Raw genomic sequence first — 26417 nt, forward strand, 5'->3', positions numbered from 1 at the left:
GTCGATGTACCTCACGCCCGGCTGGCGATCGTTTCACGAGTAAAGACGAGTGCAATGACCGTAATCAGTCCCATTGCCATCATCAGCAAAGCAACGGGCCACGCAGCGTGATAATGCGCAAGCAGCGCGGTCGCCAGCAAAGGCGCCAGGCCGCCGGCGAACACTGAGGCCACTTCATGTCCTAGCGCCATGCCCGAATAGCGCACTTCGGTGCTGAACAGTTCACCCATCAGGCTCGGTTGCGTGCCGATCATCGCGCCGTGGCAGACTGCATTGCCGAGCAGGAACGCAAGCCAGACGAGAGCCGGGACCTTGGTGTCGATCAGCCAGAAAAAGGGGAATGCGATGGCGATCAGACCCAATGCGCCGATCAGGTACACGGGTCTGCGGCCGATCCGGTCCGACAGGCGTCCCCACAGAAGCATCGTGAAGAGTTCGACGCTCATCGAGACCATCACGCCCGCGAGCATCACCTGACTGGATACGCCGATGAACTTGCCATAGGCGAGTGCGAAAGCCAGCATGATGTACGAGCCGCCGTTCTCTGCGACCCGCAAGCCCATCGCCACGAGGATCTCGCGCGGATGCTTGCGGATCACATCGAGCACGGGCCTATGCGTATACTTTCCAGTTTCCTGCGCATTGGCAAACTCGGTACTTTCCGGCAATTTCGAGCGAATGTAGACGCCAACGCTGAAGATCAGGATCGATAGAAGGAACGGTACGCGCCAGCCCCAACTCATGAATGCATCTTTAGGCAGCATTTGCACGATGAAGAAAATGGCAGCCGATAGTACGAAACCGCCGCCCACGCCGATCTGGCTCAGCGAGGCATAGAAGCCGCGCTTTTCCGGCGGCGCCGACTCACTGATCATCAGAACGCCACCGCCCCATTCGCCGCCAGCAGCGATGCCTTGCAGAATGCGAAGTGCCAACAACAACGCGGGTGCCCACACGCCGACCTGCGCATAGGTCGGCAATGCGCCGATCAGGAAGGTCGCGCCACCCATGATGGACAGCGTCCACACCAGCGCGCCCTTGCGGCCGAAGCGGTCGCCGATATGTCCGAATACGACGCCGCCGAGGGGGCGCGCTGCAAAGCCAACGGCAAATCCGGCGAAGGCACCGAGCGTGCCGACGAGCGGATCGGTTCCTTTGGGAAAGAACAGCTGGCCGAACACCAGCGCGGCGGCGGTGCTGTAGAGAAAGAAGTCGTACCATTCGAGCGCGTTGCCCGCGACCGATGCAAGCACGATTTTCCGAAGCGATTTCTGCTCGGCATGGCCCGTGTTCCCGGCAGGTGTGCTGTCGGGAGGACTGGCAGCCCCAGAAAGGGTTTGCATAATTGCGATCTGTTGCTCCGTGATGTGCACGGCGTGCACTGAATGGTGACGATGGAACTGCATTTGCCCACTGTGACGGAGAGACTTCCGATGACCGGATGGGCAATGTAGATAACTGACCGGGAGGGTTCTATGAGCGCTTCAGTCGATACCCGGATGCTTCGAGGTCCCACGTTGTCGAAGTAATCGCTCTCTCGCGCAACCTGTATTTCATGATCTTGCCGTTCTCGGTCCTGGGCAGGTCGGACACGAAGTCCAGATAGCGCGGCACGGCGAAGTAGGGCAGACGCGGCTCGCAATACTGGATGAGTTCCAGCGGATCGAGCGCGCATCCTTCACGCAGAACGATAGAGGCCATCACTTCATCTTCGGCAAGCGACGACTGCACGGCGAATACCGCGGCCAGTTCGATTCCGGGATGACTGAGCAAAACCTGCTCCACTTCAAACGATGAAATGTTCTCGCCGCGTCGGCGGATCGCATCTTTCAGACGGTCGACGAAGCGGAAATAACCCTCCTTGCTGCGCACGACCCGATCACCCGTGTGAAACCAGAGATTGCGCCATGCTTCCACCGTCTTCTCCGGCATGCCGAAATAGCCGCTTGCAAAGGCATACGGTTGATCGGCGCGCAGGATGAGTTCGCCTGCGTCGCCATCGGCTACCGGCTGATCGTTTGGGTCGACGACGCGCGCATCGAAACCCGCCGCGAGTTTGCCCATGTATCCGTGACGTCGCGTGTGCAACTTGCCGCCAATGACCGAGTTGGTTTCGGTGGAGCCATATCCGTCGATGAGACCCATGCCGCAGCGCTCTGTGAACGCTTCCTGAAACTGCGGCGGCACGCCTGGGGCAAGCGCGACTCGAACGCGATGTTCCCGTTCTTTGGAAGTCGGTGGGCGCGACAGCAGAATGGGAACCATTGCACCGAGGACGTACGTGATCGTCGCACCCGTCGTGATCAGAGAGTCGAAAAAGCCGGTGGCGGAAAAGCGTCGCTCGACGATGAGTTCGGCGTCGTGCATCAACGCCTGGAAAAAGCTGTTCAGCGCGTTCGTGTGAAAGAGCGGCAGACAGGTGTAGAGCACATCGCCGGGCTGCACTTCAAGATCGCCTCCGGTATGCGTGCCCCACCAGTAGAACTGCCCATGCGGACACACGACGCCTTTGGACGGCCCAGATGTGCCGGACGTGTACAGGATGACAAACGGGTCGCCGTCGCTCAGCGCCGCCGCCTCGATTGGTTCGCCGCGTTCGGGAAATGCGACCTGTATATAGGGTGCGTTTTCGACGACGGATTGGACCTCGTCAATCACCCAGATCGTTTCGAGCGCCAGGTCGCTAGGTGGCAGGGCGGTGACAGCACCCACCAGATTCGATTCCGCAACCACCACGCGCGCACCGGAGTTCTTCAGGATGTGCTGGAGTTGCGGGCCTCGCGATGCAGTGTTGATCGGAACGGCGATGGCGCCCAGCCATGCGCAGCCCAACACGATTTCCATGAACTCAATGCGATTTCCGCACAGGATCGCCACGCGATCGCCTTTCGCAATTCCATATTCGACCAGTGCGCCAGCGCGACGCGAGGCGATGTCGATCGCTTCACATGCGCTCCAGGTCGTCGAGCGGTCCGAGAACAGCGGCGAGTCGCCATTTCGGGCTGCTCGGTCATTCAACAACGCAGGCAGCGTACGGTGCGAGTGCGCGTGCAGTTCTGCGATCGGCAGTGATTCAGCCAGGGCATTCATGTGATCATCCACCTCGTGATGCTTTGTCAGTATGTGATCGAGTCTAGGTTTGCCTATACTATCCGTCAAATTCATAACTAATATGGAGTGTATAAATATGGCGGATTTCAATAAGGTGGATCTGAACCTGCTTCGGGTGTTTCAGGCGCTGCTGGAGGAGCAGAGTCTGACGAAGGCGGGCAAGCGTCTTGGTCTTTCGCAGCCGGCGACGAGTTATGCGTTGGGGCGACTGCGCGCAATGTTCGACGACCCGCTCTTTGTGCGCACGCCCGAAGGCATGCTGCCGACTTCGGTAGCGCAGCGGCTCAAGGACCCCATCGGACGGGCGCTCGCGGCCGCGAGGGAAGCGTTGCGTTACGGCGAACCATTCGATCCGTCGACAAGCACGCGTGAATTTCGGATCTCGATGTCGGATGTAGGCGAGCAGGTGTTCCTGCCGTCTATTTGTGAAAAGCTGCAGCAGTCCGCGCCCAATGTGCGAATTGCGACGGCAGCCGTGTTGCTGACAGAGATCGAAGAGAGAATGCGGCTTGGGCAACTCGATTTCGCGATCGGCAATCTGCCATCGCTGAAGGCGACAACGGAACATGCTTTGTTGTTCAACGAGGAATATGCGTGCATGACACGCAAGCGTCCCGGGCTGCCGGCGAAACGAATCTCAGCCGAGCAATTTCAGAAGATGTCGCATGTCGCGGTGGCTTCGCTCGACCGAAGCCACGTGTTGATCGAAGAGTCTTTGCGGGTGGGCGGACTGTATCGCCGCATCGCATTGCGTGTGTCTCATTTCAATGTGACGCCAGACATCTTGCGGCGCACGGACTGGATGGTGACCCTACCGCGAGGAGTTGCCGAGTTCTTCAATGAGTCGCGCGAGTTTGCGATCTATTCGCTGCCCATCGAGTTGCCGCATTTCGAATCGACCATTCACTGGCACGAGTTGTACAGTGGCGACGAGGGAAACCAGTGGTTTCGTCAGCTACTGGTGGACATTTTGAAGCGGTGAGGATGGCAAGCAGTACATCGCACGCTGGCAAGATCCGTTCAATCGCAAGCGCCGCTCTCACGCCGGCCGACGGGCGCAGTGTTGCGGTTGATTGAAACGGTCAGCAGTTCCACCCGGACCGCGATAGGTAATCACGATACAACTTCCGGATGGCCTTCTTCGAGACGGTTGTTATCGAACGGCGCCAGCATTCAAATTGCGTTGGAAGCGCTTGTCTTTGTGAAATCGTCGGACAAGACGTCACGGATGGACAGGTGTCACCTCAGGATCCGGCAACGCAATAATCAACTGGAATCAAACGAGTCGTGCCCTTAACCGCTTCGACGTGTCCATCTGGCCGTAGTGTTTCGGCGAACCCGGATAGCGGTCTTGGTGTGCCGAGCCGCCAGCAGTAAAGCTTCGGGGATGAGAATAGGGGCACAGGCGGATTGGAAGGAGGCAGCATAGAAGCTCCAGCCCCCGCTTTGTTCCGCTCTCCAGGACCGTCGATATTCTGGTGGAACTAGGCATGCGCAAGATGGTTGGTGGCCAGGAAAACATGATCGTCGATGTAGCGCTGGATTTGCTAAAACGTCAAGAGCCGACCACGAGTGAAGCGCAGTGAGCCGTCGTGGCGGCGGCGTTGCCTCGTGTCTTTTTTATAGTCGCGGCGAGTGGCTGCGATTCGATTCTGGTGAACCACCATGCGAACCCTACCGGCTTCAGGGCGGTCTGCTGCACACCACCGCAACCGACCACTGCGTGTTCTGCGCTTCGCAGAAAGCCATGGGCCGCCATGATTCAGGATGATTCCCAACGGTTGCGGCGGCGTGGAGGATCGCATGGCGGTGTTGTGGGATCGAGGCGTGAACACCGGCCGGCTCACGCCGAACGAGTTCGTGCGCGTCACCTCCACCAATGCCGCGCAAATCTTCAACCTGTACCCGCGCAAAGGCACGGTGGCCGTGGGTGCCGACGCCGATCTTGTCGTATCGTCTCGCGGCACAGCAGGGGAGCTCCGGCGCGCGACGCCGCAGGACTGCGGTGATGTGCCGGTTTGTACGGCGGATTCACGGCGGCCAATAAAACTGCCCGCCTACGCGGGCAGTTTGCAGTCGCCGTCCGACGCACGAGCGGCTCCCTTTTTGGCGGGTAGGATCTTCAGGGGATTGCTATATACTTTGCCATCTTTTCTTGTCCCGGGGCGACGCCGCTGTGAAAAAAATCATTCTTACCCTTGCCGCCTCGGTGGCCGCCTGCGCTATCTGGTCTGGCGCCGTCCACGCAGAAGACCGCGAGCTGGTGGTGGCATCGAGCGCCACCTATACGCCGTTCGCTTTTGAAAACAAGGACAAGCAAATTGTCGGCTTCGACATTGACATCATCGATGCGATCGCCAAACAGCAGCATATGAAACTGCGTATCGTGAATACGCCGTTCAGCAGCATCTTCGCATCGCTGAACAACGGAGATGTGGACCTCGTCATCTCGGGCGTCACGATCAACGACAAGCGCAAACAGAGCTTTGACTTCTCGGCACCGTATTTCGATGCGCGCCAGCTGATTGCCGTCCCCAAGAATAGTCCGGTGAAGTCGCTGAAGGATCTGGACAACAAGAAGGTTTCCGTGGTGAGCGGTTCCACGGCTGACGATGTCATGAGCCGCGAAGTGGGCAAGACGAACCCGAATATCCGCCGTTTCGAGAGCACGCCGCTGATTATTTCCGAACTGGCTTCGGGCGGTGTGGATGCGGCCATTGGCGACAACGGTGTCATTGCCTACCGGGTCTCGCAGAATCCGGGCCTCAAGACCGTGGAAGACGCGAACTTCCCCAAGGAATACTACGGAATCGTGGTGCGAAAGGGCGACAAGGCCTTGCTGGACAAGATCAACGCGGGTCTGGCCGCGATCCGCGCGGATGGCACCTACAACGTGATCTACAAGAAGTGGTTCAACCAGGATTTCAAGCCGCAGTGATGGTGTGATCCACTCGCGCGAGCCGGGCTCCGCCCGCGCCGCGAGCGCGGAGTATCCCCTGGCCGCGCTGCGGCCTTCCGTTTTATTGAAAGCGAGCATGGAAGACAGCAATCCGGTCATCTGGTTCGGGTGGTTCCGCCCGGACATTCTGGTCGAGTACAGACAACTGTTCCTGGAGGGCGCTCTCGTCACGCTTGGCACGACCGTGGCCTGCGTGCTGATGGGCTGCACTCTGGGCCTGATACTGGCGATGGCGCGGCTGGCCGATACGAGACATGAGCCGTGGCGGTCGGTGTGCAAATATCTGTTGCGCTGGCCGTCGACGGCCTATGTGAGCTTTTTCCGCGGCACGCCGTTATTCGTGCAGATCCTGCTCATGCATTTCGCGGTAATGCCGGTGTTCATTCATCCCGTGCATGGGCTTTTGATCAGCGGCGATCTGGCGCGTACCCTGAAGCAGAACCACGGGGCATTGATCTCGGGCGTGGCGGCGCTTACGCTGAATTCCGCCGCCTATATCTCTGAAGTGTTTCGCGCGGGCATCCAGTCGATTTCGATCGGCCAGAGGCAGGCGGCCCAATCGCTGGGCATGACGTTCGGACAGATGATGCGTTACGTCGTGATCCCCCAGGCGTTCCGGCGCATGCTGCCGCCACTGGGCAACAACGTGATTTCGCTGCTCAAGGACACGTCGTTGATCTCGGCGATCGGTCTGGGCGAGATGGCCTATGCCGCGCGCACGGTGGCGGGCGCCTATGGCCGCTACTGGGAGCCCTACCTCGCGATCGCCGCGGCATATTGGCTGATGACATTGGCGCTGACAATGGGCCTGCGCAAACTGGAGGATCATCTGGCGCGAACCGATCGCGTCGCACGCTGAGGCATCGAGCGGCGCGTTTTTGTCGAAAAGACGGCGACCTCAGTCCTTTCGCATGCGCGCAACCAATGCGAGCAAGCGGGCATTCATTTCTTCAGCCGGCAAATGCGCGGGCCAGCCGTGCCCGGGAAGCAACCATTCGAAGCGATACGCGGCCAGCTTGCCTAGCGATTCGGTGAGCTCTGTCCATGAGTACCAGCATGCATCCCTGAATGCGACGAGATCCTGCGCGCGTGGGCTCCATGCAAGCGAGTCCCCGGAGAACAGCACGCGATCATCGAGCAGGTACACGACGCTGCCTCGAGTGTGCCCGGGTACAGCAATCGCGCGCAGGTTGGGCGCAATGCTCAGTGATGAACCGTCATCGAGCAGATCCGTCGCATAGGGGACGGCCGACGCGTCGTCCCGGTGAATCCAGACGCGCGCGCCGAAGTGCCGCGCGTACTTGTCCGCGTCCGCGACGTCGTCACGATGCGATAGCAAAATGTGCGCAATACCGCCAGCGCCGTCAAACCATTTCACGAGCTCCGCCGCATAGCGCGGAGAGTCGATCAGCAGATTGCCTTGCGCACGCGCGGCGAAATAAGAATGTGCGCCAAACGACGACCGTGCGTTAAAGCCGCAGCGCCACACGCCCGATGTGATCGGCTGCGGAAAGATCGCTGCGTTCGGACGCGGCCGTTTCGTTTCGCTGCGTACCGATGCAGTAGGACATACGAGCATCGCGCGCCAGGCATCGAGCTGCTCTTGTGGCGTGACCGGTTGCCGAATGAACACACTCTTGTCGTTGCGTTCGACAATCAGATCAGGCGCGACGTGACGCGACGCACCGCAATTGATGCAGGCAGTGTCAATGTACCACTCCCCTGAAACAGAATCGGTATTACGGATGGGCTTCATTTGATGCTCCCGGGCTCGACGTGTCGGACGAACTGCGCTTAAGCGTACAGGAGATTCGCTCGCGCTTTCGATGGGCCGCTCGCAGCGGCCTTGCTCGCCATGATCGATCTCCTCGTGCCGAACGAAAGCGAGGTGTTGGCCCTCGCGGAGCGATCCGAATCCGGCGCGTTCGATCAGGATCGTGTGATTGACGCGCTGCTCGAAAAGGGCCCTCGCGCGGTGCTGATCACGTTGGGCGCGGGCGGCGTGATTTACGGCGAGGGCGAGGCGCGGGTTCGACGCAGCGCACATGCGGTGCAAGCGGTCGACACTTCCGGCGCAGGGGATGCGTTCATCGGCGCATTCGCCGCCGCGCCCGTTTCGGGCAAGCCGCTCGCAAGCGCGATCGACTTCGCGCAGCGTGCGGCGTCGATCAGCGTAACCCGACGTGGCGCGATGCCATCGTTAGCTTATAAGCACGAAATGGAGTGAGTTACCGGCCCTGCAAGCGCGCACGACAGACATCATCCATTGCCGGCCGTATCGCGACACGGCCCTGTCGAGCCGCGCACTTTCAGCACCGCCGGCACCGCATATCCTTGTCGCGTCGCCTGGCCGTCCAGCGCGTCGAGCAGATGCCGCGCGGCGCGGGCAGATGGCCTTCCTCTTCCGTCGTCGCATACCAGACGCCCTGCGCGCCGAGCGTGACGATCACCGTCTCGCGCCTTTTGCGCGCAGAAGCGGGCCCATCGACGCGAACGTCCGCCAGCAACGCCGCTTCGGTTTCATTGAGGATCAGAAAGCTCGTCTGTTCGAAGATTGCGTCGGGAAGCGTCTGCGCCGGCGCGGGGTTCAGCAGCACTGGTGTGCCGAGCTTTGCCGCGACCGAAACCGCGTGCCGCACGGTATCGAGCGGCACTTCGAGCTGGCAAATCAGCATGTCGGCGGCCGCGATGCCGGCAGCCGCGGCATCCACGTGATCAGGCATGAGCGCGGCGTTGGCGCCGGGCGAAACGACGATCGTATTCGCGCCGTCCGCGGCCACGGTGATGACGGCGATGCCGCTCGACGTGCCATCGATCGTCTGCAAGTGCGCGGTGTCGATGTGTTCGTGCTGCAGGGCATCGCGAAGCCGCGCGCCGAACTCGTCCCGGCCGACACAGCCGAGCATCGCCACCGATGCCCCCAGACGCGCCGCGGCGACCGCCTGATTGCCACCCTTGCCGCCGGCAAATGTAGCGAACTCGCCGCCGAGGAGGGTTTCGCCGCGCGCGGGAAGTCGCTGCGCGTGGACGACGAGATCCATGTTCGCACTGCCCACCTCGACGATCCGAGCGACGGATGGCCGGTTCTGCGGTCCCATGTTAGCGATTACATTTTCCGGTGTTTTTTGGTGATGACATGTCTAACATAAGGGGAACTCTGTGGAAGCATGGCATGTTAGCGCTTACATTAAAGCGTTGAAGGATAACCGGGCAACGGGAAAATGAGCGCGCCAGGGAAATTCCCTAAACGATCACGCAGCGCGCGGCCGAATCAGCGAGCCTGGCTTCAAGTCGACGAAGTGTGAATCGCGGCCGCGGCGATGCGCTATCCGATCGCCGTTCCGGTCAGCGATTCGCACACCTGCCAGAGGCGTCTTGCATCGGATGTGTTGCTTGCCTGGCTGGCGACGTTTGCCGGTCCCACGCGTTGACCGCGTGTTTCGAACAAGCCGAGCGGACCATAGTAGCCGCCGTCGACGACGTCGGCCGCCGTGGCGGCGTAGAGCGTTGCCAGCGCGCCGGCCCGGTCGCTGTTGAACAGGGTATCGATCAGTCCGCCCAGTGCGGAGCGGAGCAGCGGGCTTGCGGAAAAATGCTCGGCACGGAACAGATTCGTACTGGCGACACCGGGATGCGCGGCAACTGACAGCACGCGCGATCGCGCGGCGCGCAACCGGCGATTGAGTTCGAACGCGAGCATGAGGTTGGCGAGCTTCGACTGCCGATAGGCGATCATCGGCCCGTAGCGACGCGTCGCCTGAAGATCGTCGAAGTCGAGCCGCCCCGTCTTGTGTGCGATCGAGGCAAGCGTCACCACACGTGGCCGCTCGGCGGATGCTGCCGCCGCCATTTCGAGCCCGGGCAACAGCAGGCACGTCAGAGCGAAATGCCCAAGGACGTTGGTGCCGAACTGCAACTCGAAGCCGTCGACCGTTTCGAGCCGCCGACGCGGCGCCATGACGCCCGCATTGTTGATCAGGATGTCGAGCGGCCGGCCTTGCGCGAGTTCGCGCTCGCAAAAGGCACGCACCGAAGCAAGGCTTGCGAGATCGAGCCGTTCAAGGCGCAATCGGGCCGCGGGCAGATCGTGCTGCAGGCGGCCGAGCGCATCGGCGCCGCGCCGTTCGTCACGACAGGCGAGCACGACATCCGCGCCTTGGCGAGCCAGGATCGCGGCGGTGTGATAGCCGATGCCGCTGTTGGCTCCGGTGACGATGACGCGCCTGCCGTGCTGAGGCGGGATGTCGTCGATGGTCCATGGCTTGTTTGGGTTCATTGGCGCTCGCCGGGGTCAGGGCGTCGGCCGGAGAGAATGTCGCCCACGAGCCGGCACGTGTAATTTGGCATAACCTCAGCGATCGTCGCATGAGATCAGTGCCGAATTGGGTTCGAAGGCGTCAGCAATCACTGACCGACCACCGCGGATCAGTAAGCGCCGAATAGACGGTCGAGCGCGGCACCGATCCGATTCTGTTCATCTCGAAGCGTACCGATCGCAGAGCCGAGTTCGCTTGTCCTGATGGCGCCGAGCAGCGGCGTTTCCAGCACAAACTGTTCTCCCTCGATATCAATGATGGGCGACAGATCCTGCGCAACCTTGCTGCCGGTGTAGTTGCCGGCCACGCGCGTCAAGGGAACGACGACGCGCGATATGAGATTGCCGAGATGATCGCTTTGCACGTCGAGCAGAAACGGCGACGCGGCCCTGGATCTTGCCGAGGGGTTGTTGTAAAGATCAAATCGCGACATCAAAACATCCGATGTTCTTCCAGGGGCAAGCCGTCGCGCTCAATTCGCGCATTCATTTCCGCGATGAAGTCTGCGTTCTTTTCCGCCCAGACGCGAGCCTCGGCGGCCTGAACCTCTTCGCGCAAGCCGCGTTCGCTTGCCCTCGACACGTTGACGTTCAGTTCCCTGGCGCGCTCGAGCAAATCGGTCGGAAGCGAAACGTTGGTGGGTTTGCGCGTAACCTTTGACGGGGCATGTGCTTTGGCGACACGCTTGACGATATCCGGTTGCGCCACAGGTGCATTAATCATGTGCATCTCCGATGTGCTCAAATCATGCGCATATTTTGCCAGACTTCTCGACTTGGACATAGGCTCCACATGGCTTTCTGTCCCTGAAATCTTGGGGCACCCGATCTGGCCGCACCGTACGCGCGCGAGCACCACATATCCCGCCTTACAGCGACGGAGAGCCGGCGGACTGGCAGGACGAACTGGCGAGTATGAATCTGGAGGCAGAGGACGGGTGTCTCGGGATCATCCACGATCTGGACGTTCCCGCTGAACAGTTGGTCACGGTAACCGCGTTCACGGATGCCGGGATCGAGGCGCGTCGTCGTTAAGCTTGTCCAGCAGTGTCACGACGTGTGACCACGGTAATTGTGCAACAGGCTGTTGCACAAATTCCGGCCGCGGGAAGGCTTGTGCCAGCGCGCGCATGTACTTGAGGTTGCGCGGCGAGAAGCCGCGCATGTCGGGAAAAGCTGCCTTCAGGTCGCGCGCGAGCCGGTCGACAACGCCGGCCCCCCCAGCCTTGTCGCTGCTGCCTGTCGAGAATATCGTGGCCGATCTGCCAGTACAGCGTGACCAGTTCGCGATTCACGCTGGCCACGGCGCGCTGCCGCGCGCGCTCGACGCGCTGCTTGAGATCGGCAAACCAGTGGCGATAATCCTCAGCCCATGCGGGAGCGCTCTTGTCCTTGGTCATGCGTTTGGTCGTGTGGGCGCCGGCGATCGCGCTTAACGGGAATTTATCTTGACGGAGCCGGGAATCGACAAGCGTAACCGGCGTGGAAGTCTGGCGATTTAAAGCATCGCCCCCATCATCATCATATGTCCCCGCTAAGTTCAAACGTCGTGGTGCCAGCTAAATAGAAATGTCGGGTTTTTCTCGCTGTTTCCGGTCTTTTTTCAAGGTTTTGGGGTGGGGCGGCGAAGCCGCCCCCCGTCCGTCCCTCATTTTTGTGCTGACTTCGAGAATCGCCTGATTAAGGTCGGCGACCTCGATTGCGCGCTGCTTCTTCAGCCCGATCAGCGCCTTCTTTGCCTGGACCTGCTCGCCGCAGTGCGTGCGTGATGGGGAGCCCGCTGCCCGGCGATCGTCGCGGATGGCCTGAACCCGGCGGGCGACTTCCAGTGCGCCCGCGAGGCGCTTGTTCTCGATCTCCGCGCCCTGATCGATATGGGTGATGCGGTCATATTGCCGGTACGGCAGTACCTCGCCACGGGCCTGCACCTCGATCACGCCATCGGGATACTCGACGACCTCGACATATTCATGCATGAGCCCCCGGCTGACGGGTGTGTCATCGAGCAGGTACAGCACCCGATCGTACTGCACCGTCAGCGCATTCGAGATCCTGCGCGGGACACGGTAGGCCAGGATCTGCCGCAGATCCTCGTCGTCGCGCAGCGGCCGGTGTGCATCGTAGTCGCTCCTGGGTGGCTTGCCGAACCGCCGGTTGAAGTCGGCGATGAAGGAGGGCGCATACGCATTCGCGGCGTCCCGCGTGCTGATGCCGCGCAGCCTCAGCTCCTTGACCAGCCGGTCCTGCAGCGTCTGGTTCGCGCGTTCCACGCGTCCCTTGGCCTGGCTCGTGTTGGCACAGAATCCGTCGATATTGAGCTCATACAGCGCCCGGCCAAACTGGGTGACGCCTTTGCCCGCCGTCTCCGAGCGTTGCTTCACGTAGAAGACGCTGGCCTTGTCGCTGTAGAACGCCACCGGCTTGCCGTGCGCGCCCAGATACTTCGACAGTGCCTCGAAATAGCTGAAGGTCGACTCCGTCGCCGTGAAGTGCAGCGTCATCAGCCGTCCGGTCGCGTCGTCGATGAATACCAGCAGCGTGCAGGCGGGCGCCCGGTCCTCGAACCAGCGGTGATCGCTGCCGTCGATCTGGATCAGTTCGCCCAGACAGGCACGGCGATTACGCGGCTGGTACACCTTCGGCGGGCGATCCCTGCGCGGCACCCACAGTCCCGCGGCAATCATCAGCGTGCGCACCGTTTCGACCGCCAGTTCGATACCATGACATTCCCGCAGCTTCTCGCGCGCCAGCGTCGGCCCGAAATCCGCATAGCGTTCGCGGATCAGCGCCAGCGCCCGCTGCGCCTTGCCGGCAGGCAGCTGGTGGTTGCCTGCACGCCCACGCTTGCCTGACACCAGCCCGGCCACGCCGGCCGCGCCGTAACGCAACACCAGCCGTTCGATCTGGCGCACGCTCAACCCCAGGCGTTCGGCGGCCTGGCCCGGCTTGAGCCGGAACTCGGTCACGGCCTGAATGACCTTCAGCCGATCGATCTCACGCATCGTCATCGTGATCGTCCCAGTCGCGTTCATCGCCGGCTCCCTGAGCGGATGTCCGGCAGTCAAACTACCCAAAACACGACATTTCTATTTAGCGGAAACCCGACATTTCTATTTGGGACCTACATCATAAACGTGGATAATTAAGATTATGTCAAATTCAATAAAAGCTTAGTGAATTTCGCGATGATGCTGATCCACCGGTCATTCTTGAATCAGCGCCAATGGTGTTTGTCGTTTCAGAACTCCGCCGGTTTCTCTTCGTACATAAAGCCACGCGGATGCCCCTTCATCTCGAACGGGACCACCGGCGGCTCCTCGCGCTCCTTTGGCGGGCTGCTAACGAAGAGTCGCTCGGCGAGCAGATGTGGTGCGACAGTAATCGCCCAAGTCAGGTCTTTCGAGGAGTATTTGACAAACTGCCCCATCCAGTAGCTGACCGCCTACAGTGCGACCAGCGATGTTCCTACTTCTTCTACGACAAATGGGGTCAACGCGAGCGCAATTACCGTCATGACGCGTTTGTCAACAAGCGGGAGTAGTGTTCCTTCTCCGCTGAACGGTTTGTAAAAGCCCGATACGATCAGGGCCGTCGTTTTCCCTTCGAGGACTACAAGGCCAATCAGCCCTTCGTAGTCATTTGATAATACGTACTCGTCCAGCCAGGTCGAGTAGAGCGCGTCGAAACAGTCGGAGATCGCCTCTTTTGTCTCGAGGAAGTAGTTCGGAATATCCAAGTGCTCGTGCTCCGTGACAAAGGCATCCTCGTCGAACAGAGGCTTTGGCTGAACAACTGGCGCCGGTGCTGCAGAACGATGTGGCGGAGGCATTCGCGGAGGGGGGTGCGGGTAAACAAATCCAAGGGTTTCTTGGCCCGGGTTATCCTGATATTCGGTCGACAATTGTGCCAAGGTCTGGCGGTCATTTTCCGGCACCCCCAGAATGTGCTGGTCGCTTGCAGCCGTGACGATTGCGTCAACGGCTGCATGAGACCATGTGGCGAATGATAATGCGCCGCAAACTAGGATTCTCGTTAGAGTCAGTCGGACATTTGACATTTCCAACCTCCGACCACGCTGTTACATACAGTCAGAGCCTCATTCAGCACCAGCGATGATCGCGCTATTGACGGTCCGATATCATCTAAATGCTAGGTCAGGACAGGGCTTGCATCCGCCAAAATCACTATTGCCGCTCGCCCGTGAGGTGGTCGATATCAACGTGCAGCGCGGCGTCGACGACTTGAGGTGCGCCTATCGCGCGGACGTCCCCGCCCTGTCCCTAAGGGACAGGGCTAACTTTCTTACGCCTACGCGCGTGCGGGAGAGGGTCATTTTTGGACCCAGTAAAGCACGTAGATGATCGCGATGATCGCCACCAGACCCAGCAGGTATCGCCCCCCTAAGTCGCATTGCTGGAGAGTGAGGCACAGGGCGTTTAACGCCCGAATGGCTTCGATGATCTGCTTCATCATGGCTTTCCTTGCAAGGGGTTCGTCCGGCCAATGTTTTGGCCATGCGTAGCCAATAAACATCTGCAACCAATAAAAACATCTCCAGCCAACGCAGGATGACCACCGCAAACATCGTGCTAACTCACGCTCGGCCTTATGGGGCAAGGCGTGGAAAAAGGTGTGCCTGCCAAAGGACAAAACGTGGGCAAAGTTAGGGGGCAAATGCACCGGTTGGCGTGTTGGGTTTTTTTATATTTCCGCAACTTGTGTTGCCTGTTAGGCGTGTCCGGAGCCTTCGCCCGTCACTCCACGCGCCGCAGACCGGTCGCAAACCTGGCATTTGGGAACAGTCGCTCGAGACCGTGATTTCACCCTCGTGCCCGGCACGGAAAAGAAAACACAGAACTTGACGCAAAAAGAAATATGATCAGTGTTCGTTGATCCTAGGCGAGGGTCGCCTGCTTTACCTGAATGCTGCCTAACTACGAAATCTCCGCGGAGGCTTTGTGGCGAACGAACAGGACAACGAAGATGCAAGAAAGTCAAGCACTGGCCTCACGCTTTGGGATGTGGTGGCGGCAGCGCTGCGGAACAGAGTTGTCGTCGCCATCGTCGCGACTTTTTTGGCAACGCTTTTACTTGTCGCACTGGCCCTTGTTTTGACGAATAAACTTCAGATCGGATGGAAGGACAATCAACTAACTGTATGCCTTGGCTGTCCGGGCGAACAGCGTCGAACTCCTGCATCATCAGGTTCTGCAGTGTCCCAGGTACCGGTAGCCATTGGGGCAAGCGAGCCCGTAGCAGAGCCACGGCCGCCATTGCCACCACCTCCCCCCCCTCCCCGAAAAATACGCTTGACGGACTGTTGAATATTCCGATCAACAGCACGTTAGAGGAAGCTCAGGCAGATGTTCCTGGATTTCGAACCATTCAAACCTCACCGGGACTAACGATCTCATATCAGCAGGATTTTCTTGGACTGAAGTAAGCGTTGCTCTTGTACCGTCTAGACCTATGACGCCAAAGTGGACACAGTAGGCCCCACCATACGAGTGGTGGAGACTACTTTGTCACCTGAGATAGCAACAGCAGCGAGGCGCACGCGTAAAGGTACCCCCAACCACCCGATCGAGTTTCGGCGAGAACTCGCAAAGCTGGCGTGTGAACCGGGTGTCTCGGTCGCACGACTGGCGCTGGAACACGGGCTCAATACGAACCTGTTATTCAAATGGCGCCGGGCCTATCAAGCGGGACAGTATGAGCCGCCGACACTGTTGCCGGTAGAAGTGGTACACGAGGACCGCACGATCGAGGACGAGGCTGTATTGCCCGTTCAGTCGCCGAGCAAGGCTCAGCCGGTCATCGCGGGCGTGATTGAGATTAGCGTCGGCATCGCACGCGTTCGTATCGAGGGCACGCCCGACGCAGCCACGCTGCGTGTCGTGTTGCGTACGTTGCGTACCGCAGCGGAGGCTGACGCGTGATCGGCCTTCCTGCCGGCACGCGTGTGTGGCTGGCTGCCGGCGTGACCGACATGCGGGCCGGATTCAACAGTCTCGCCGCCAAGGTGCAGACCGTGCTTGAACGGGATCCGTTCTGCGGGCACGTCTTTGTGTTTCGCGGCAAACGCGGGAGTCTCGTGACATAGTGCATCCTTTGGTTAGAAACCAGGCAGCTTGAGTGATTTCTCTGCTTCCTGTCGGGCCTTGAAGTGAGGCGGTCGCCTTTCCTTGATGGCCCGTACACCTTCCCTGACGGCTTCGGAATCGAGCGCAGCAACAGGCACCTGCCAGGGCGCGGAGGGCATGAGTTGGGTCGCAGGCAGTATTCCCTCACGTATCAGGCGGTGAATCGAGCTTCCGTAGATTCCCAGTCGCCGTGAGGCCTCTTCCACGCTCATCGTCTCCGCATGCGACGCCGTTGGATCGAACGGCGCAATGCCCAGCCGTTCACGCATTTCGGTAACACGAACCGTGGTCCAGGTCTTGCCGTCTGGCGATTTGCATCGCATGCGGTTCATGGTCACCGCAAGCTCCCTGTCCGGCCACTGACCACCAAGCTTGCGCATGACCTCAACAGCACTGAAGTGTTGGCTGGACGGATATCGACCAACATTCACGCGTGCGACGCGCAGCTCCGTGTGCCGGCCACCGGTCCAATGAACCGTGGCGACAGCTTCGTTCGTGTCGTCGTCCAGATCAATCACGACCTCCAGAATGAGAATACGGGTCAGCCGCTGCTTTGTTCGCATGTCGGTGCCCGGCGCATTCCACGTCGCCGGGAGATCGTGCGCGAGCGTCATCAACTGTGTCTGGTCGATCGCGGGCCGGCTTGCAACCTCGCGGTCCAGAAGCGCTGCGCGCTCTTCGAGGTGAGCGACACGCTCGAGGGCCGCATTCCAGCGCGCTTCAAGCTCGCGTGCAACCAACCGCTTCATCGGATCGACAACCTCATACCGGCGTGCGGCGAGAGATGCGTCGTAGCGTGCTTCCTCGAGCTCACAGGCCAACGCACGACGCACATCGTCATCTGCGCGCGATATTTGCTGTGCAGCACGAATGGCCGCTTCCACCGCATGCTCCGAAACCACTTCGACAATCGCGGCCGCCACCGCCTTGTCGATACGTACTCCACCGATTCCGATGCAGCGAAATGCTCCGACATGTGCTTCGTCGCCGCGGCAGTAATAGCGATGCGCGTGGCCGGCTCTCATGCCGTAGTTGACTCGCATCATTCGACCGCACCGGCCACATCGCGCCAGGCCAGTCAGCAATGCGCGTCCGCCACGAGCAGATCGGCGGGAAGCGCGCTTCTTCATGTGTGTGTTCTCGGCGATCATCCTTCGATGCTCCTCGAACTGATCCCACGTGATATACCCTGGATGATGGTCTCGCAACAGGACGCTCCAGTCCTTCATCGGCTTGGAGTGACCTTCAGTCTTACGAGCCCGTCCGTCGACGACGGCAGTGCGTTGGGTCGTCCTTCCAAACACATACGCCCCAGCATAAACCGGATGTTCCAGGATCTGGACGACCGTGTGATATGCAGGCCGACTCCATTCGATCCGGACGCCGGCTGGGCCGTGCCGCGTGACGGGCAGCTTGACGTCCGATTGTATGGCCCATAGCAGCACCTGACGTGCGCTGCCGAGTTCGCGGAACTTACGGAAGAGCACCCGGATGGCCTCCGCAACCCGTTCGTCTGGATCGATCTCGATCTGCCCAAGCTCGTTCCAGCAGTAGCCCGGAGGTAGCGCGAAACGCAATTCGCCGCGCCGAGCCTTCGAATCACGGGCGGCAATGCCGCGCTGACGCAGCAGACTGAGTTCGTACTCCGACATCGTGCCTTTGAGTCCCAGCAGGAGCCGGTCGTTGACCAGCCTGGGGTCATAGATACCGTCGTGATCAACCACGACCGTGCCGACCAGTGCGCAAAGATCAATGAGATGGTGCCAATCGCGGCCGTTGCGCGCAAGTCGCGAGGCCTCGAGACAGAACACGGCGCCGACCGATCCTGCACACACTGACGCGACCAGCTTCTGGAATCCGGGCCGTTCGATACTGCCGGACCCTGAACGTCCAAGATCATCGTCGATGGTTATTACCGAAGCAAAGCCCATGGCCCGTGCAGATTCGGCGAGCGCGTACTGACGATTCTGGCTCTCCGTGTGCTCCACTACCTGGCTCATGGTTGACTGCCGGACGTAGACTACCGCACCTCGGCAGAGATGTTCAGCGGAGATCTTCTGGCTCATCGCGATCTCCTGGGTCGTTGGTGTTCGCCGGTTTGCCCAGCGCTTCCAGCAGAAGTGCCGCGAGCGCTTCGATCACTTCCTCCCGTCGATTCCCCACAATGTCTGCGTTGAACGTTGGGTCTCGGTGCAGTTCCAGCGGAAGTTGTACGCCGGGTTCTCTTTGCGGTCGTCTCATCGGAATGGCCCTCCGTTGACAGAGGTTCCGATGATCCTCCTGCGTCGCAGTGGCGCTTCCGGTCAGACAGGATGCGGCATAGGAGGGCCAGCGCATCCGCGCTCACCTGCGGCTCGCCGAGTGACATTGCCGAGCATGCCGACGCATCGAGCATCCACGCTGGCAATTCGCGGGAGATCTGTTGTGGAACGTCGAGATGAACCATCTGATTCCCACGACGCCCTGTACGGCGGACCAGTCTGTATTCCTGGCCATAGGCAGGGTGCCAGCGGTATGCGATCACAACGATTTGTGATCGGTATGTTGAATGTCGTGCGGCTTGGCGACCTGCTCAAGGTGTTGTGGTGGAGCGGCGATGGCATGTGCCTGCTGATGAAGCGACTCGAGAAGGGGCGCTTCGTATGGCCTCAAGCCGACGGTGGCGTTATTTGCCTGAGCCCGGCGCAACTGTCGATGCTGCTCGAAGGCATCGACTGGCGGCAACCGACGAGAACGGCACGACCGACCTCGGCGTTGTAAACGTCGTTGCCCGCGCGTAAACTGCCTGCATGACGCGCGCGAGCCCACTTCCCGACGATGTCGAAACGCTGAAGGCCATGCTGCTCAGCCAGGAGGCGGCGCTGCGCGAGCGCGACGCTCAAGTGCTCAAACTGCAGGAAACGGTCGACTCGCAACAAGCCGCGTTGGCTTCACGTGCAGCCGAAGTCGAACACCTGAAGCTGCTCATTGCCAAGCTGCGTCGTATGCAGTTCGGTCGCAAATCGGAGAAGCTGGACCATCAGATCGAGCAACTCGAGTTGCGCCTCGAAGAGCTTGAGGCCGACGAAGGCGCGGCGCCCGTCGAAATCCCGAAGGCGCCGCGCACGGCTGTGGAACAGGCACCGCGCAAGCCACTGCCAGAACATCTGCCGCGCGAGCTCCGAACGTACTTGCCCGAATCTGCCGGGAAGTGCTCGGAGTGCGGTGGCGAGATGAAGTCGCTGGGCGTAGACGTCGCGGAACAGCTTGAGTACGTACCGGCAAGCTTCCGGGTCATCCGTCATGTGCGCCCGAAGTTTGCGTGCGTGTGTTGCGACCACATCTCTCAGGCACCTGCACCGAGTCGTCCCATCGAACGCGGTCTCGCCGGCCCCGGGCTGCTGGCACACGTGCTGGTCTCGAAGTTCGCAGACCACGTGCCGCTTTACCGGCAGTCGGTCATGTACGCGCGAGAAGGCGTCGAGCTTGATCGCTCACTGCTTGCGAAGTGGGTCGGTCACGCGGCGACGCTGCTGCAGCCGCTCGTTGAAACACTGCGTCGTCATGTGATGTCGGCGACGAAACTGCACGCCGACGACACGCCGGTTCCAGTGCTCGCACCGGGCAATGGCACGACGAAGACCGGTCGCCTGTGGGTGTACGTGCGCGATGATCGTGCATCGGCCAACATGACGCCGCCGGCGGTGTGGTTCGCCTATACGCCGGATCGCAAGGGCATCCATCCGCAGCAGCACCTCGAGTCATTCAGCGGTACGCTGCAAGCCGACGCGTACGGTGGCTACCAGGCCATCTACGAAACCGGGCGCGTCACGGAGGCGGCTTGCTGGGCGCACGCTCGACGACAGTTCTATGAATTGCACGCAGCGCGCCCCAATGCGTTGAACACCGAAGCGCTCGAACGTATCGGCGCGCTATACAGGATTGAGGAAACAATCAGGGGCAAACCGCCCGACGAACGCCGTGCGCATCGCCAGGCGCATGCGCGGCCGCTAATCGATCAGTTCCATGAGTGGCTCACAACGATGTTGGCAACGCTCTCGCGCAAATCGGACACGAGTCGGGCGATCCTCTACGCGCTGAACCGGTGGGAAGCGCTCACACGCTATTGCGATGATGGCCAGCTCGAAATCGACAACCTGCAAGTTGAGCGCGCGCTACGTGGGGTGGCCATTGGTCGCCGCAACTATCTGTTCGCGGGAGCAGACTCTGGCGGCGAACGTGCCGCCGCCATCTACAGCCTGATTGGCACCGCAAAACTGAACGGTATCGATCCTGAGGCATATCTGCGCTTCGTGCTCGCACGCATCGCCGACCATGCGATCAACCGCATCGACGAACTCGCACCGTGGGTCATCGCCGATCAACTCCGCGCCGCAGTCTGAAGATCACAATCTCCAGTCAAGACGTCGCTGGTGCAGCGCTTACGGACTGAAAGACGCGTCAGTGTCTGAAACGCTCACGGAAGCCGGGGTGACGAAGGACGCGATCGTCACTTATAGCGTCGCGCACCGGTCAGCTAGTGGCGCGCTGGCAGAGAAAGGTGAATCAGTCGAAGATGTTAATTCGACTTGTTCGGGGGAACGCTACGATGCCTATTTACAGAACTTGCTAGGTAAATTTGGAGTGCCAAAGACGTACGCGCCAACTAAATGGGATGCGACCAATGAAATAACACCCGCTCTCGGCGGCCCCATGTGCAGCGTCGGGAGCGGATACACATGCCATGTAGAGAATGGAACAAGGAGTCTGCAGAAAAGCGTATTTACCAAAAATGATTTTGGGGAAGTTACTTTCACTGCAACTTGGACCTACTTTGACGTAAGATGGGGCGATACTGATGATCTCTATAGCCTTGCTCGACACGTAACGTCTTGTGAACTGAAGACAGTATTTCTACCTAAGTAGAGAGTGTGTCTGCGACATTCGATCCGGGTAAGGGTTACGTGGCGACCGACTGGACGAACTGAGTCCAGTGATCTGACATTGTCTGTCTGAACAAGTCCGACTTTCTACAAATAACGGCCGCGAAGTTAGCGGTCCCCCACTTACCCTTCGATCAGAAACGTGTCGCGTTTCTTTCCCTTGATCCAGAACGGCTGACGACCACGACCACTCCACGTGGCGCCCGTCTTCGGATCCTGATACTTCGCCTCGACTGCGACAGGCTTCGTCTGAATCGTCACGAGTGCTTCTTCGCGCGCCCGGACTTCTTCCTCTTTGATCCTGATTTGCAGTGCTGCGAGCTGATCATTCAACTGTGCCAGCTTGCTTTCGTTCTGATTAGCCATCCCGGATACCTCGCTGTGTTGTGCGAATAGAGTCGCGCCCTTCTACATCCAATGCGCTGGGAAGACTATTCGTCCAATAGAAAGATTCTAAAAAAAGAGAAACACATATGACTGCTCCGATCCCGATCCCCAATGGATCACAAAACCCCTAGTCGGAGCACAATCATGATCGACGTTGCACCCAAAAACTACCACTCGGGCAAACTCGCATCCAAGGCTAACACCAGGAAAGCGTTCATCACCACCCTCCTCTTCATCTTCGGCGGCCTGTCGATTTTCGTGGCGGACCATGTCGGCCAGACGTTGCAGCATGAGCGCGTCGTCGAAGTGGCCAGTCGCTAAAACCTCTCCAGCATGAGCGACGACATAAAGCCCAGTCCCTCCCGGGGACTGGGCTTTATGTCCAATACTTTTTCTTTTTTCCTAGAACAAAGACGACCGTCTTTGGCGATGTTGAGATTTAGGTCGATCCAGCTTCAAGCTATCAACCCTCGCGCCGACTGAAGAATCAGAAGCTCATTTAATCGCCAGAAACGAATCGATTTCATAATTTCTGACTCCAGTACGACGAACTGCACGTTGTATGACCTTTAGTATCCGCTCATCGTGCGACGCGCTCGACTGATTTTCGCCCCACTGATACGGAGGCCAACCATTCAGGCTTGATACGACAGTACTCTCAGCCTCGAGAGACTGTAAAACTGTGCTCAAAAACGCAAACCCTCGAACATAGCCATCCTTGAATATCGAAGTGCCGTCTGTATAAGTCGCGTATCGAAGATCAGTCGGAAGGTGCATGAGGTCATCGGCCTCATCCATAAAGCTTGCTAGTCGACTCCAAAAATCATACGGATAGCTTTGCGTAAACACTTGCGATTGCATTTCTGCCATCGAAGCGGGCAGCGGTTTGGCTGCACCTGGAGCCGGGTTCAGAGTTCCCGTGCGGACCACCCGTTCTGCCCAATTGGCGGTCGGCTCAAGCAGCCACGATCTCTTGAACCCCATGTATCCGTACTGGTATAGATGAAAAAATTCATGGGAAACAACGCTCCATGACCCCGGGAATTTATCCAACCTACTGGAAATATCAATTCTTATCGAGCACGCACCGTCCCTTTGCGGGACTGCGGAATAGCTTGCGGGTTCGCTATACGCCAGTCCGTTCCCGGCAATATTTCCCAAATTTATGTCGATATATGAAGCGGCCCGATAGCGGGCGCTCTCAAGAGGATCACGAAATCCGAGAAGATTGAATGCTTTTCTGGCTGCATCTGCCTGCCGCGCTACGTTTTCAACGTAGTCGGGCACCCCATCAGAATTGGCGTCGGTTTGGTCGACAATCTGATGATCGCCACTTCGGGTATAGAATACTCTTATGCCACTTCCCTCCAGCTCATATTTTTCCGTGAGGGACGGCATAAAGCCCGTAGCCAACTTATTGATTGGGCATGGGTTTATTGACTGAGAATTGACGCTTTCGGTTAAAAGTATACCTCCAAAAAACAGAGCGGAAGCTGTTTTCTGAATTCTTTTTGGAAATGACATTAATGAGCTCCTTATTATTGATTCGATCTTCTGGAACGTTAACGATGAAGACGAGAGATGTGTCAATTTCTCTCGCTGCGCACTACTAGGGTATTACTAAGGAAAATGCGGCGAGTTAGAGTTAGGGATTCCTGACTCACCTTAGAATGATTTCCAACCCGATAAATCGAAACGTGCCTTTTCGCTCTCTGCATCTTCAATGCAGTTCGGGTACGTGACGCGAGGACTACGGCTTGACCTGCAATAAGTCAATTTCCTGCAGCGCGCGGCGCACATCCTTCTCCGACTGCCCCTGGGCCAGCAACGACGCCGCGCGCTTGCCATGGTCGGCCAGCAAATGATGCAGAGGGGGCGCAGCATGGGCATAGATGTGGCGCGGGTTCAGCCCGATAGAGCGCAGGCGACGCACGTAGTACAGCTGACTGTAAAACGGAACACTGCGATCTTCCGGATCCGAGATCACGTAGATGGCCGGAATCGGCTCCCGTCGGATATTGCCGATCTCGTCGACGGGGTCATAGTAGGTCGTGGTGTCGTCGAGAAGCTTGCCAGGAATCTCACGTCGGTACTCCCAATAGGCGCTCACCTGTCTGGCGGAAACGAGGCCGGAAGAGAATACACCGGCCTCGATATCCGATCGCTTGTTGAGCAAAGCGGCCGCGATCTGACCGCCCCCGGAGTGGCCAGCCAGGATGAACGAGGAGATCTTGAAGTGATCCTTCAGGACGTCCAGTGCACGGTTCATCAACTCGATCTCGCGTGGCCTGCGCCTGAGATTGTGGTCGCCCGAGGAGCCATAGATGCCGGGGCGAGCAAGAAAGATCGTCGGACGCTGGGCCTCGGCTGACCAGGCCGCCAGGTCCTTTTCGATCTTCATCGGCGAGGCGTCCGCGTAGGCATGGCTAATGTGCCGGACGCCTTTCGTGGTTCTCAGTATGACGTCACCACTGAAATAGACCAGCGCGAGGGGGTTCTCACCATCGGCAAATCCGCGGGCGTAATACCTGATGCACTCGCCGCCACCTTCCGCTTCGATCCACAACCCGTTGGGCACGCGAGCGCAGTGCTCGGGCGAACTAAAAGCGCCGTTAAGCGCCTCCACCATGGCAAAGCGCTCGCTCTCACGGGTGATGCGCAATTCTTGGGGTTGCGGCCTCTCAAAGGGACCGAGGACATTCTCGTCGCGGGGGCTGCCTGCTGACAGTCCCCCGACCCCGAATGCGACGAAGACAAATTTGGAGAGCCGCCAGCGGGCGACGCGCCATCTACGATGTAAGTAAATTCTGATTGAACGCATAAAAGTCGATGCGTTCCTTAGGCGACAACCTGCATGTCGCTGGCGTTCCGCTGGATGTGCTTAGGCGCGGAGGCTCGCTGGTCGAGATACTTCAGGTACGCCACGAAGCCCGACAAGTAGTGCTCCACATCGTCGATGCGCACCCGGAACCCATGATGTCGAATGAAGAAGCTGCCCACCACCCGAGCGGGGTTCTTGAAAAACATGGCCAGCTCCGGGAAAAAGTGACCGGTCATCAGATACCTTGCGCGTTGCTCGAGGGCGCTATAGAACTTGTCGAGATCGAAGCCCTCCAGCAGATGTGAGAGTTCCGGCGTGGACTGCAAGCGCACGATCATTCTTTCGGCCGCCATCATCAACTCCAGCAAGGTGGGAAAGGTCGTGATGCGCTCGAGCACGAAGTCGAGGTGGTCTCGCACGTTGTCCAGGCCGAAGGTGAAGTAGCGGGCCTCAGGCTTGTAGCGCGTGAGTTCATTGATGCAATAGCTCAGCCAGTGGTCATGCGCCTTCCAGTGCTTGGCTTCGATGAAATAGCCAACGGCCCGCTCCACCGCCTGGAGCCACCTTGGATCCTTCGTCAGACCGTACAGTCGCATCAGGCCGAAGGCGGCCTCACCATCGTAGTAAATGATTCGGCTTTCTTCCTTGACGTTCAGATCAGGATAGTGAAGCACATGTACGAAGCGCCCGGTTGACGGGTTTTGCATGTGGAGGATTCCGAGCGCCAGTTTCTCGAGGAGCGGTATGTATCTGGTGTCGCCGGTGAGTTCGGTGTACTTCGACAGAGCCAGCAGGCACACCGCGTTGCCGCCGAGCTTGATTTCGTCTCCCGTATCCACGAGGAAGGCGACCTGCTCGCCCGAAGGAAGTGTCACGTGATGTATGAAGTGCTCAGTCAGATGGACCAGCGCCTTGTCGATCGACGCCTTGTGTTGCGGGTCGCGCGTTAGTTCCCATCCTTCGAGCATCGCATAGGTCGAGCTGGCATGCCGCAAAGTGTTGTACGTCGGAATGGCGCGATCAAAGCAGGGAAACCACCCGTAGTGGTATTTGCCTGATGAAGTGACTTGTCGTGCCAGGTACCCAGCGCTCGTGGTAATCACCTCTCGCACGTACGCCGCATCCCACGTGGGTAACATTCGATACCCACGGTTTCGACCCTGGTGCTCCACGCGGTGCACGGCCTTGCCGTCGGTAAAGACAGTTCGGGTTTCGAAGAGCCAGACGGGTTCTTGTGGCTGTGTGGGCCATTTCAGTTCATGTCCGAATCGACGCTGACCATAGCGCTTGAGATTGGTCTCATTGGGCGTCGCTTCGTTCGTGGTCCCATCGTACAGCACCGCATTGGCGCCGATCTCGGGCTCAAGCATTGCAACAGAGAATGCCTCGTCGAAGGCGATTCCGAAGCGGAAATAGTTGCGCTTGGTGACGGCAAGGCCTTTCTCCAAGGTCTCCCAGGTCATCTCGTGCACCGTGTGAACCACATCTACGCGCAGCCAGAGCACTGGCAACGCGGTGCCATGGCGTTGCCACGCGTTCAGCAACTGTGCACCCCGCCGCCAGGCGGAGTCGAACTCTCTGCTGCGTGCGACAACGACATGTGCTCGATCCTTGCCTGTGCAGGCGGAGATGAAAAGTACACCGGGCTTACTCTCGGCGTCCGGCGACGCAGCACGGCAGTCTTCCCAGACATTGACGGCGGCCGGGCGTGTCATGGCCAACAATTGGCTCAGTCTCATGAAACGACTTCTCCTTACCA

25 protein-coding genes and 3 pseudogenes are annotated in these 26417 nt (G+C 59.2%); 11 read left to right on the forward strand and 17 right to left on the reverse strand.

Going from position 1 to position 26417, the window contains the following annotated elements:
• Positions 1 to 11: 11 nt before the first annotated feature.
• On the reverse strand, positions 12 to 1343 hold the full coding sequence (locus L0U84_RS40505) for an MFS transporter (RefSeq protein WP_233859357.1): 1332 nt from the start codon (positions 1341 to 1343) through the stop codon (positions 12 to 14).
• 130 nt (positions 1344 to 1473) lie between these two features.
• Complete coding sequence (locus tag L0U84_RS40510; RefSeq protein WP_233859358.1) at positions 1474 to 3090, reverse strand: ATP-dependent acyl-CoA ligase; 1617 nt, start codon at positions 3088 to 3090, stop codon at positions 1474 to 1476.
• Between the two features lie 97 nt (positions 3091 to 3187).
• On the opposite strand from L0U84_RS40510, the gene L0U84_RS40515 reads away from it, so the two are divergent.
• From L0U84_RS40515 to L0U84_RS40535, 5 genes and pseudogenes are all read left to right on the forward strand, one after another.
• On the forward strand, positions 3188 to 4093 hold the full coding sequence (locus tag L0U84_RS40515) for a LysR family transcriptional regulator (protein ID WP_233859887.1): 906 nt from the start codon (positions 3188 to 3190) through the stop codon (positions 4091 to 4093).
• A 484-nt stretch (positions 4094 to 4577) separates the two neighbouring features.
• Positions 4578 to 4697, forward strand: a pseudogene (locus L0U84_RS40520) (4-hydroxy-2-oxovalerate aldolase); the annotation flags it as partial.
• A gap of 95 nt (positions 4698 to 4792) precedes the next feature.
• A pseudogene (locus tag L0U84_RS40525) lies at positions 4793 to 5064 on the forward strand (amidohydrolase family protein); the annotation flags it as partial.
• Between the two features lie 223 nt (positions 5065 to 5287).
• Positions 5288 to 6049 carry a basic amino acid ABC transporter substrate-binding protein gene (locus L0U84_RS40530; protein WP_442794113.1) on the forward strand — a complete coding sequence of 254 codons (762 nt, stop codon included), beginning with the start codon at positions 5288 to 5290 and terminating at the stop codon, positions 6047 to 6049.
• A gap of 97 nt (positions 6050 to 6146) precedes the next feature.
• Entirely contained in the window at positions 6147 to 6929 is a 783-nt protein-coding gene (locus tag L0U84_RS40535; RefSeq protein ID WP_233859889.1) for an amino acid ABC transporter permease, read from the forward strand.
• Positions 6930 to 6968: 39 nt separating this feature from the next.
• On the opposite strand, the gene L0U84_RS40540 is transcribed toward L0U84_RS40535, so the two are convergent.
• The gene (locus L0U84_RS40540; protein WP_233859359.1) at positions 6969 to 7826 is read right to left on the reverse strand and encodes an MBL fold metallo-hydrolase; all 858 of its coding nucleotides are present in this window, start codon (positions 7824 to 7826) and stop codon (positions 6969 to 6971) included.
• 90 nt (positions 7827 to 7916) lie between these two features.
• Between L0U84_RS40540 and L0U84_RS40545 the strand changes: the two genes are divergently transcribed.
• Positions 7917 to 8297: a PfkB family carbohydrate kinase gene (locus L0U84_RS40545; protein ID WP_267940146.1), complete on the forward strand. Its 381-nt coding sequence runs from the start codon at positions 7917 to 7919 to the stop codon at positions 8295 to 8297.
• Between the two features lie 82 nt (positions 8298 to 8379).
• On the opposite strand, the gene L0U84_RS40550 is transcribed toward L0U84_RS40545, so the two are convergent.
• The 8 genes and pseudogenes from L0U84_RS40550 to L0U84_RS40585 all read right to left on the reverse strand — a co-directional run bounded on the left by L0U84_RS40550 (position 8380) and on the right by L0U84_RS40585 (position 14855).
• On the reverse strand, positions 8380 to 9111 hold the full coding sequence (locus L0U84_RS40550) for a ribokinase (RefSeq protein ID WP_442794114.1): 732 nt from the start codon (positions 9109 to 9111) through the stop codon (positions 8380 to 8382).
• Between the two features lie 284 nt (positions 9112 to 9395).
• Positions 9396 to 10346 carry an oxidoreductase gene (locus L0U84_RS40555; protein WP_233859361.1) on the reverse strand — a complete coding sequence of 317 codons (951 nt, stop codon included), beginning with the start codon at positions 10344 to 10346 and terminating at the stop codon, positions 9396 to 9398.
• 149 nt (positions 10347 to 10495) lie between these two features.
• A complete protein-coding gene (locus L0U84_RS40560) occupies positions 10496 to 10819 on the reverse strand; it encodes a CcdB family protein (protein WP_233859362.1) in 324 nt (107 codons plus the stop codon).
• Positions 10819 to 11109, reverse strand: a complete 291-nt coding sequence (locus L0U84_RS40565) for a type II toxin-antitoxin system CcdA family antitoxin (RefSeq protein ID WP_233859363.1) — start codon at positions 11107 to 11109, stop codon at positions 10819 to 10821. The genes L0U84_RS40560 and L0U84_RS40565 overlap by 1 nt, the downstream gene beginning before the upstream one ends.
• Before the next feature lie 291 nt (positions 11110 to 11400).
• Positions 11401 to 11785: pseudogene (locus L0U84_RS40570) on the reverse strand (DUF1016 N-terminal domain-containing protein); the annotation flags it as partial.
• Between the two features lie 159 nt (positions 11786 to 11944).
• Positions 11945 to 13417 (reverse strand): ISNCY family transposase, encoded by a 1473-nt coding sequence (locus L0U84_RS40575; protein WP_442794054.1) that lies wholly within the window; start codon positions 13415 to 13417, stop codon positions 11945 to 11947.
• A gap of 410 nt (positions 13418 to 13827) precedes the next feature.
• The gene (locus L0U84_RS40580; RefSeq protein ID WP_233859365.1) at positions 13828 to 14442 is read right to left on the reverse strand and encodes a hypothetical protein; all 615 of its coding nucleotides are present in this window, start codon (positions 14440 to 14442) and stop codon (positions 13828 to 13830) included.
• A gap of 272 nt (positions 14443 to 14714) precedes the next feature.
• Positions 14715 to 14855, reverse strand: coding sequence for a hypothetical protein (locus L0U84_RS40585; protein WP_233859367.1), 141 nt, complete (start codon positions 14853 to 14855; stop codon positions 14715 to 14717).
• Between the two features lie 1052 nt (positions 14856 to 15907).
• On the opposite strand from L0U84_RS40585, the gene tnpA reads away from it, so the two are divergent.
• Both tnpA and tnpB (L0U84_RS40595) read left to right on the forward strand, forming a co-directional pair.
• Positions 15908 to 16324 (forward strand): IS66-like element accessory protein TnpA, encoded by a 417-nt coding sequence (gene tnpA, locus L0U84_RS40590; protein WP_233859369.1) that lies wholly within the window; start codon positions 15908 to 15910, stop codon positions 16322 to 16324.
• A complete protein-coding gene (gene tnpB / locus L0U84_RS40595; RefSeq protein WP_442794115.1) occupies positions 16321 to 16488 on the forward strand; it encodes an IS66 family insertion sequence element accessory protein TnpB in 168 nt (55 codons plus the stop codon). Before tnpA ends, tnpB (L0U84_RS40595) begins: the two co-directional genes overlap by 4 nt.
• Positions 16489 to 16500: 12 nt before the next feature.
• On the opposite strand, the gene L0U84_RS40600 is transcribed toward tnpB (L0U84_RS40595), so the two are convergent.
• Complete coding sequence (locus L0U84_RS40600) at positions 16501 to 18594, reverse strand: recombinase family protein (protein ID WP_233847935.1); 2094 nt, start codon at positions 18592 to 18594, stop codon at positions 16501 to 16503.
• On the reverse strand, positions 18572 to 18769 hold the full coding sequence (locus L0U84_RS40605; protein ID WP_233847938.1) for a hypothetical protein: 198 nt from the start codon (positions 18767 to 18769) through the stop codon (positions 18572 to 18574). Before L0U84_RS40605 ends, L0U84_RS40600 begins: the two co-directional genes overlap by 23 nt.
• A gap of 300 nt (positions 18770 to 19069) precedes the next feature.
• Here L0U84_RS40605 and tnpB (L0U84_RS40610) point away from each other — a divergent pair, with 300 nt between their 5' ends.
• Together tnpB (L0U84_RS40610) and tnpC are read left to right on the forward strand one after the other, a co-directional pair.
• Positions 19070 to 19288: an IS66 family insertion sequence element accessory protein TnpB gene (gene tnpB, locus L0U84_RS40610; protein ID WP_049789866.1), complete on the forward strand. Its 219-nt coding sequence runs from the start codon at positions 19070 to 19072 to the stop codon at positions 19286 to 19288.
• 29 nt (positions 19289 to 19317) lie between these two features.
• Positions 19318 to 20910 (forward strand): IS66 family transposase, encoded by a 1593-nt coding sequence (gene tnpC, locus L0U84_RS40615; RefSeq protein ID WP_233859378.1) that lies wholly within the window; start codon positions 19318 to 19320, stop codon positions 20908 to 20910.
• Positions 20911 to 21573: 663 nt separating this feature from the next.
• On the opposite strand, the gene L0U84_RS43930 is transcribed toward tnpC, so the two are convergent.
• A complete protein-coding gene (locus L0U84_RS43930) occupies positions 21574 to 21816 on the reverse strand; it encodes an H-NS family nucleoid-associated regulatory protein (protein ID WP_267940147.1) in 243 nt (80 codons plus the stop codon).
• Positions 21817 to 21981: 165 nt separating this feature from the next.
• On the opposite strand from L0U84_RS43930, the gene L0U84_RS40630 reads away from it, so the two are divergent.
• Complete coding sequence (locus tag L0U84_RS40630; RefSeq protein ID WP_233859380.1) at positions 21982 to 22158, forward strand: hypothetical protein; 177 nt, start codon at positions 21982 to 21984, stop codon at positions 22156 to 22158.
• A 174-nt stretch (positions 22159 to 22332) separates the two neighbouring features.
• Here the strand turns inward: L0U84_RS40630 and L0U84_RS40635 are convergent, their stop codons facing one another.
• The 3 genes from L0U84_RS40635 to L0U84_RS40645 form a co-directional block, all read right to left on the reverse strand.
• Positions 22333 to 23361 (reverse strand): hypothetical protein, encoded by a 1029-nt coding sequence (locus L0U84_RS40635; protein WP_233859382.1) that lies wholly within the window; start codon positions 23359 to 23361, stop codon positions 22333 to 22335.
• 226 nt (positions 23362 to 23587) lie between these two features.
• Entirely contained in the window at positions 23588 to 24499 is a 912-nt protein-coding gene (locus tag L0U84_RS40640; protein WP_233859384.1) for an alpha/beta hydrolase family protein, read from the reverse strand.
• A gap of 176 nt (positions 24500 to 24675) precedes the next feature.
• Complete coding sequence (locus tag L0U84_RS40645; RefSeq protein ID WP_233859386.1) at positions 24676 to 26397, reverse strand: Mur ligase; 1722 nt, start codon at positions 26395 to 26397, stop codon at positions 24676 to 24678.
• Positions 26398 to 26417 lie beyond the last annotated feature (20 nt).

The sequence above is a fragment of the Paraburkholderia sp. HD33-4 genome (assembly GCF_021390635.1).
Taxonomy (GTDB): Bacteria; Pseudomonadota; Gammaproteobacteria; order Burkholderiales; family Burkholderiaceae; genus Paraburkholderia.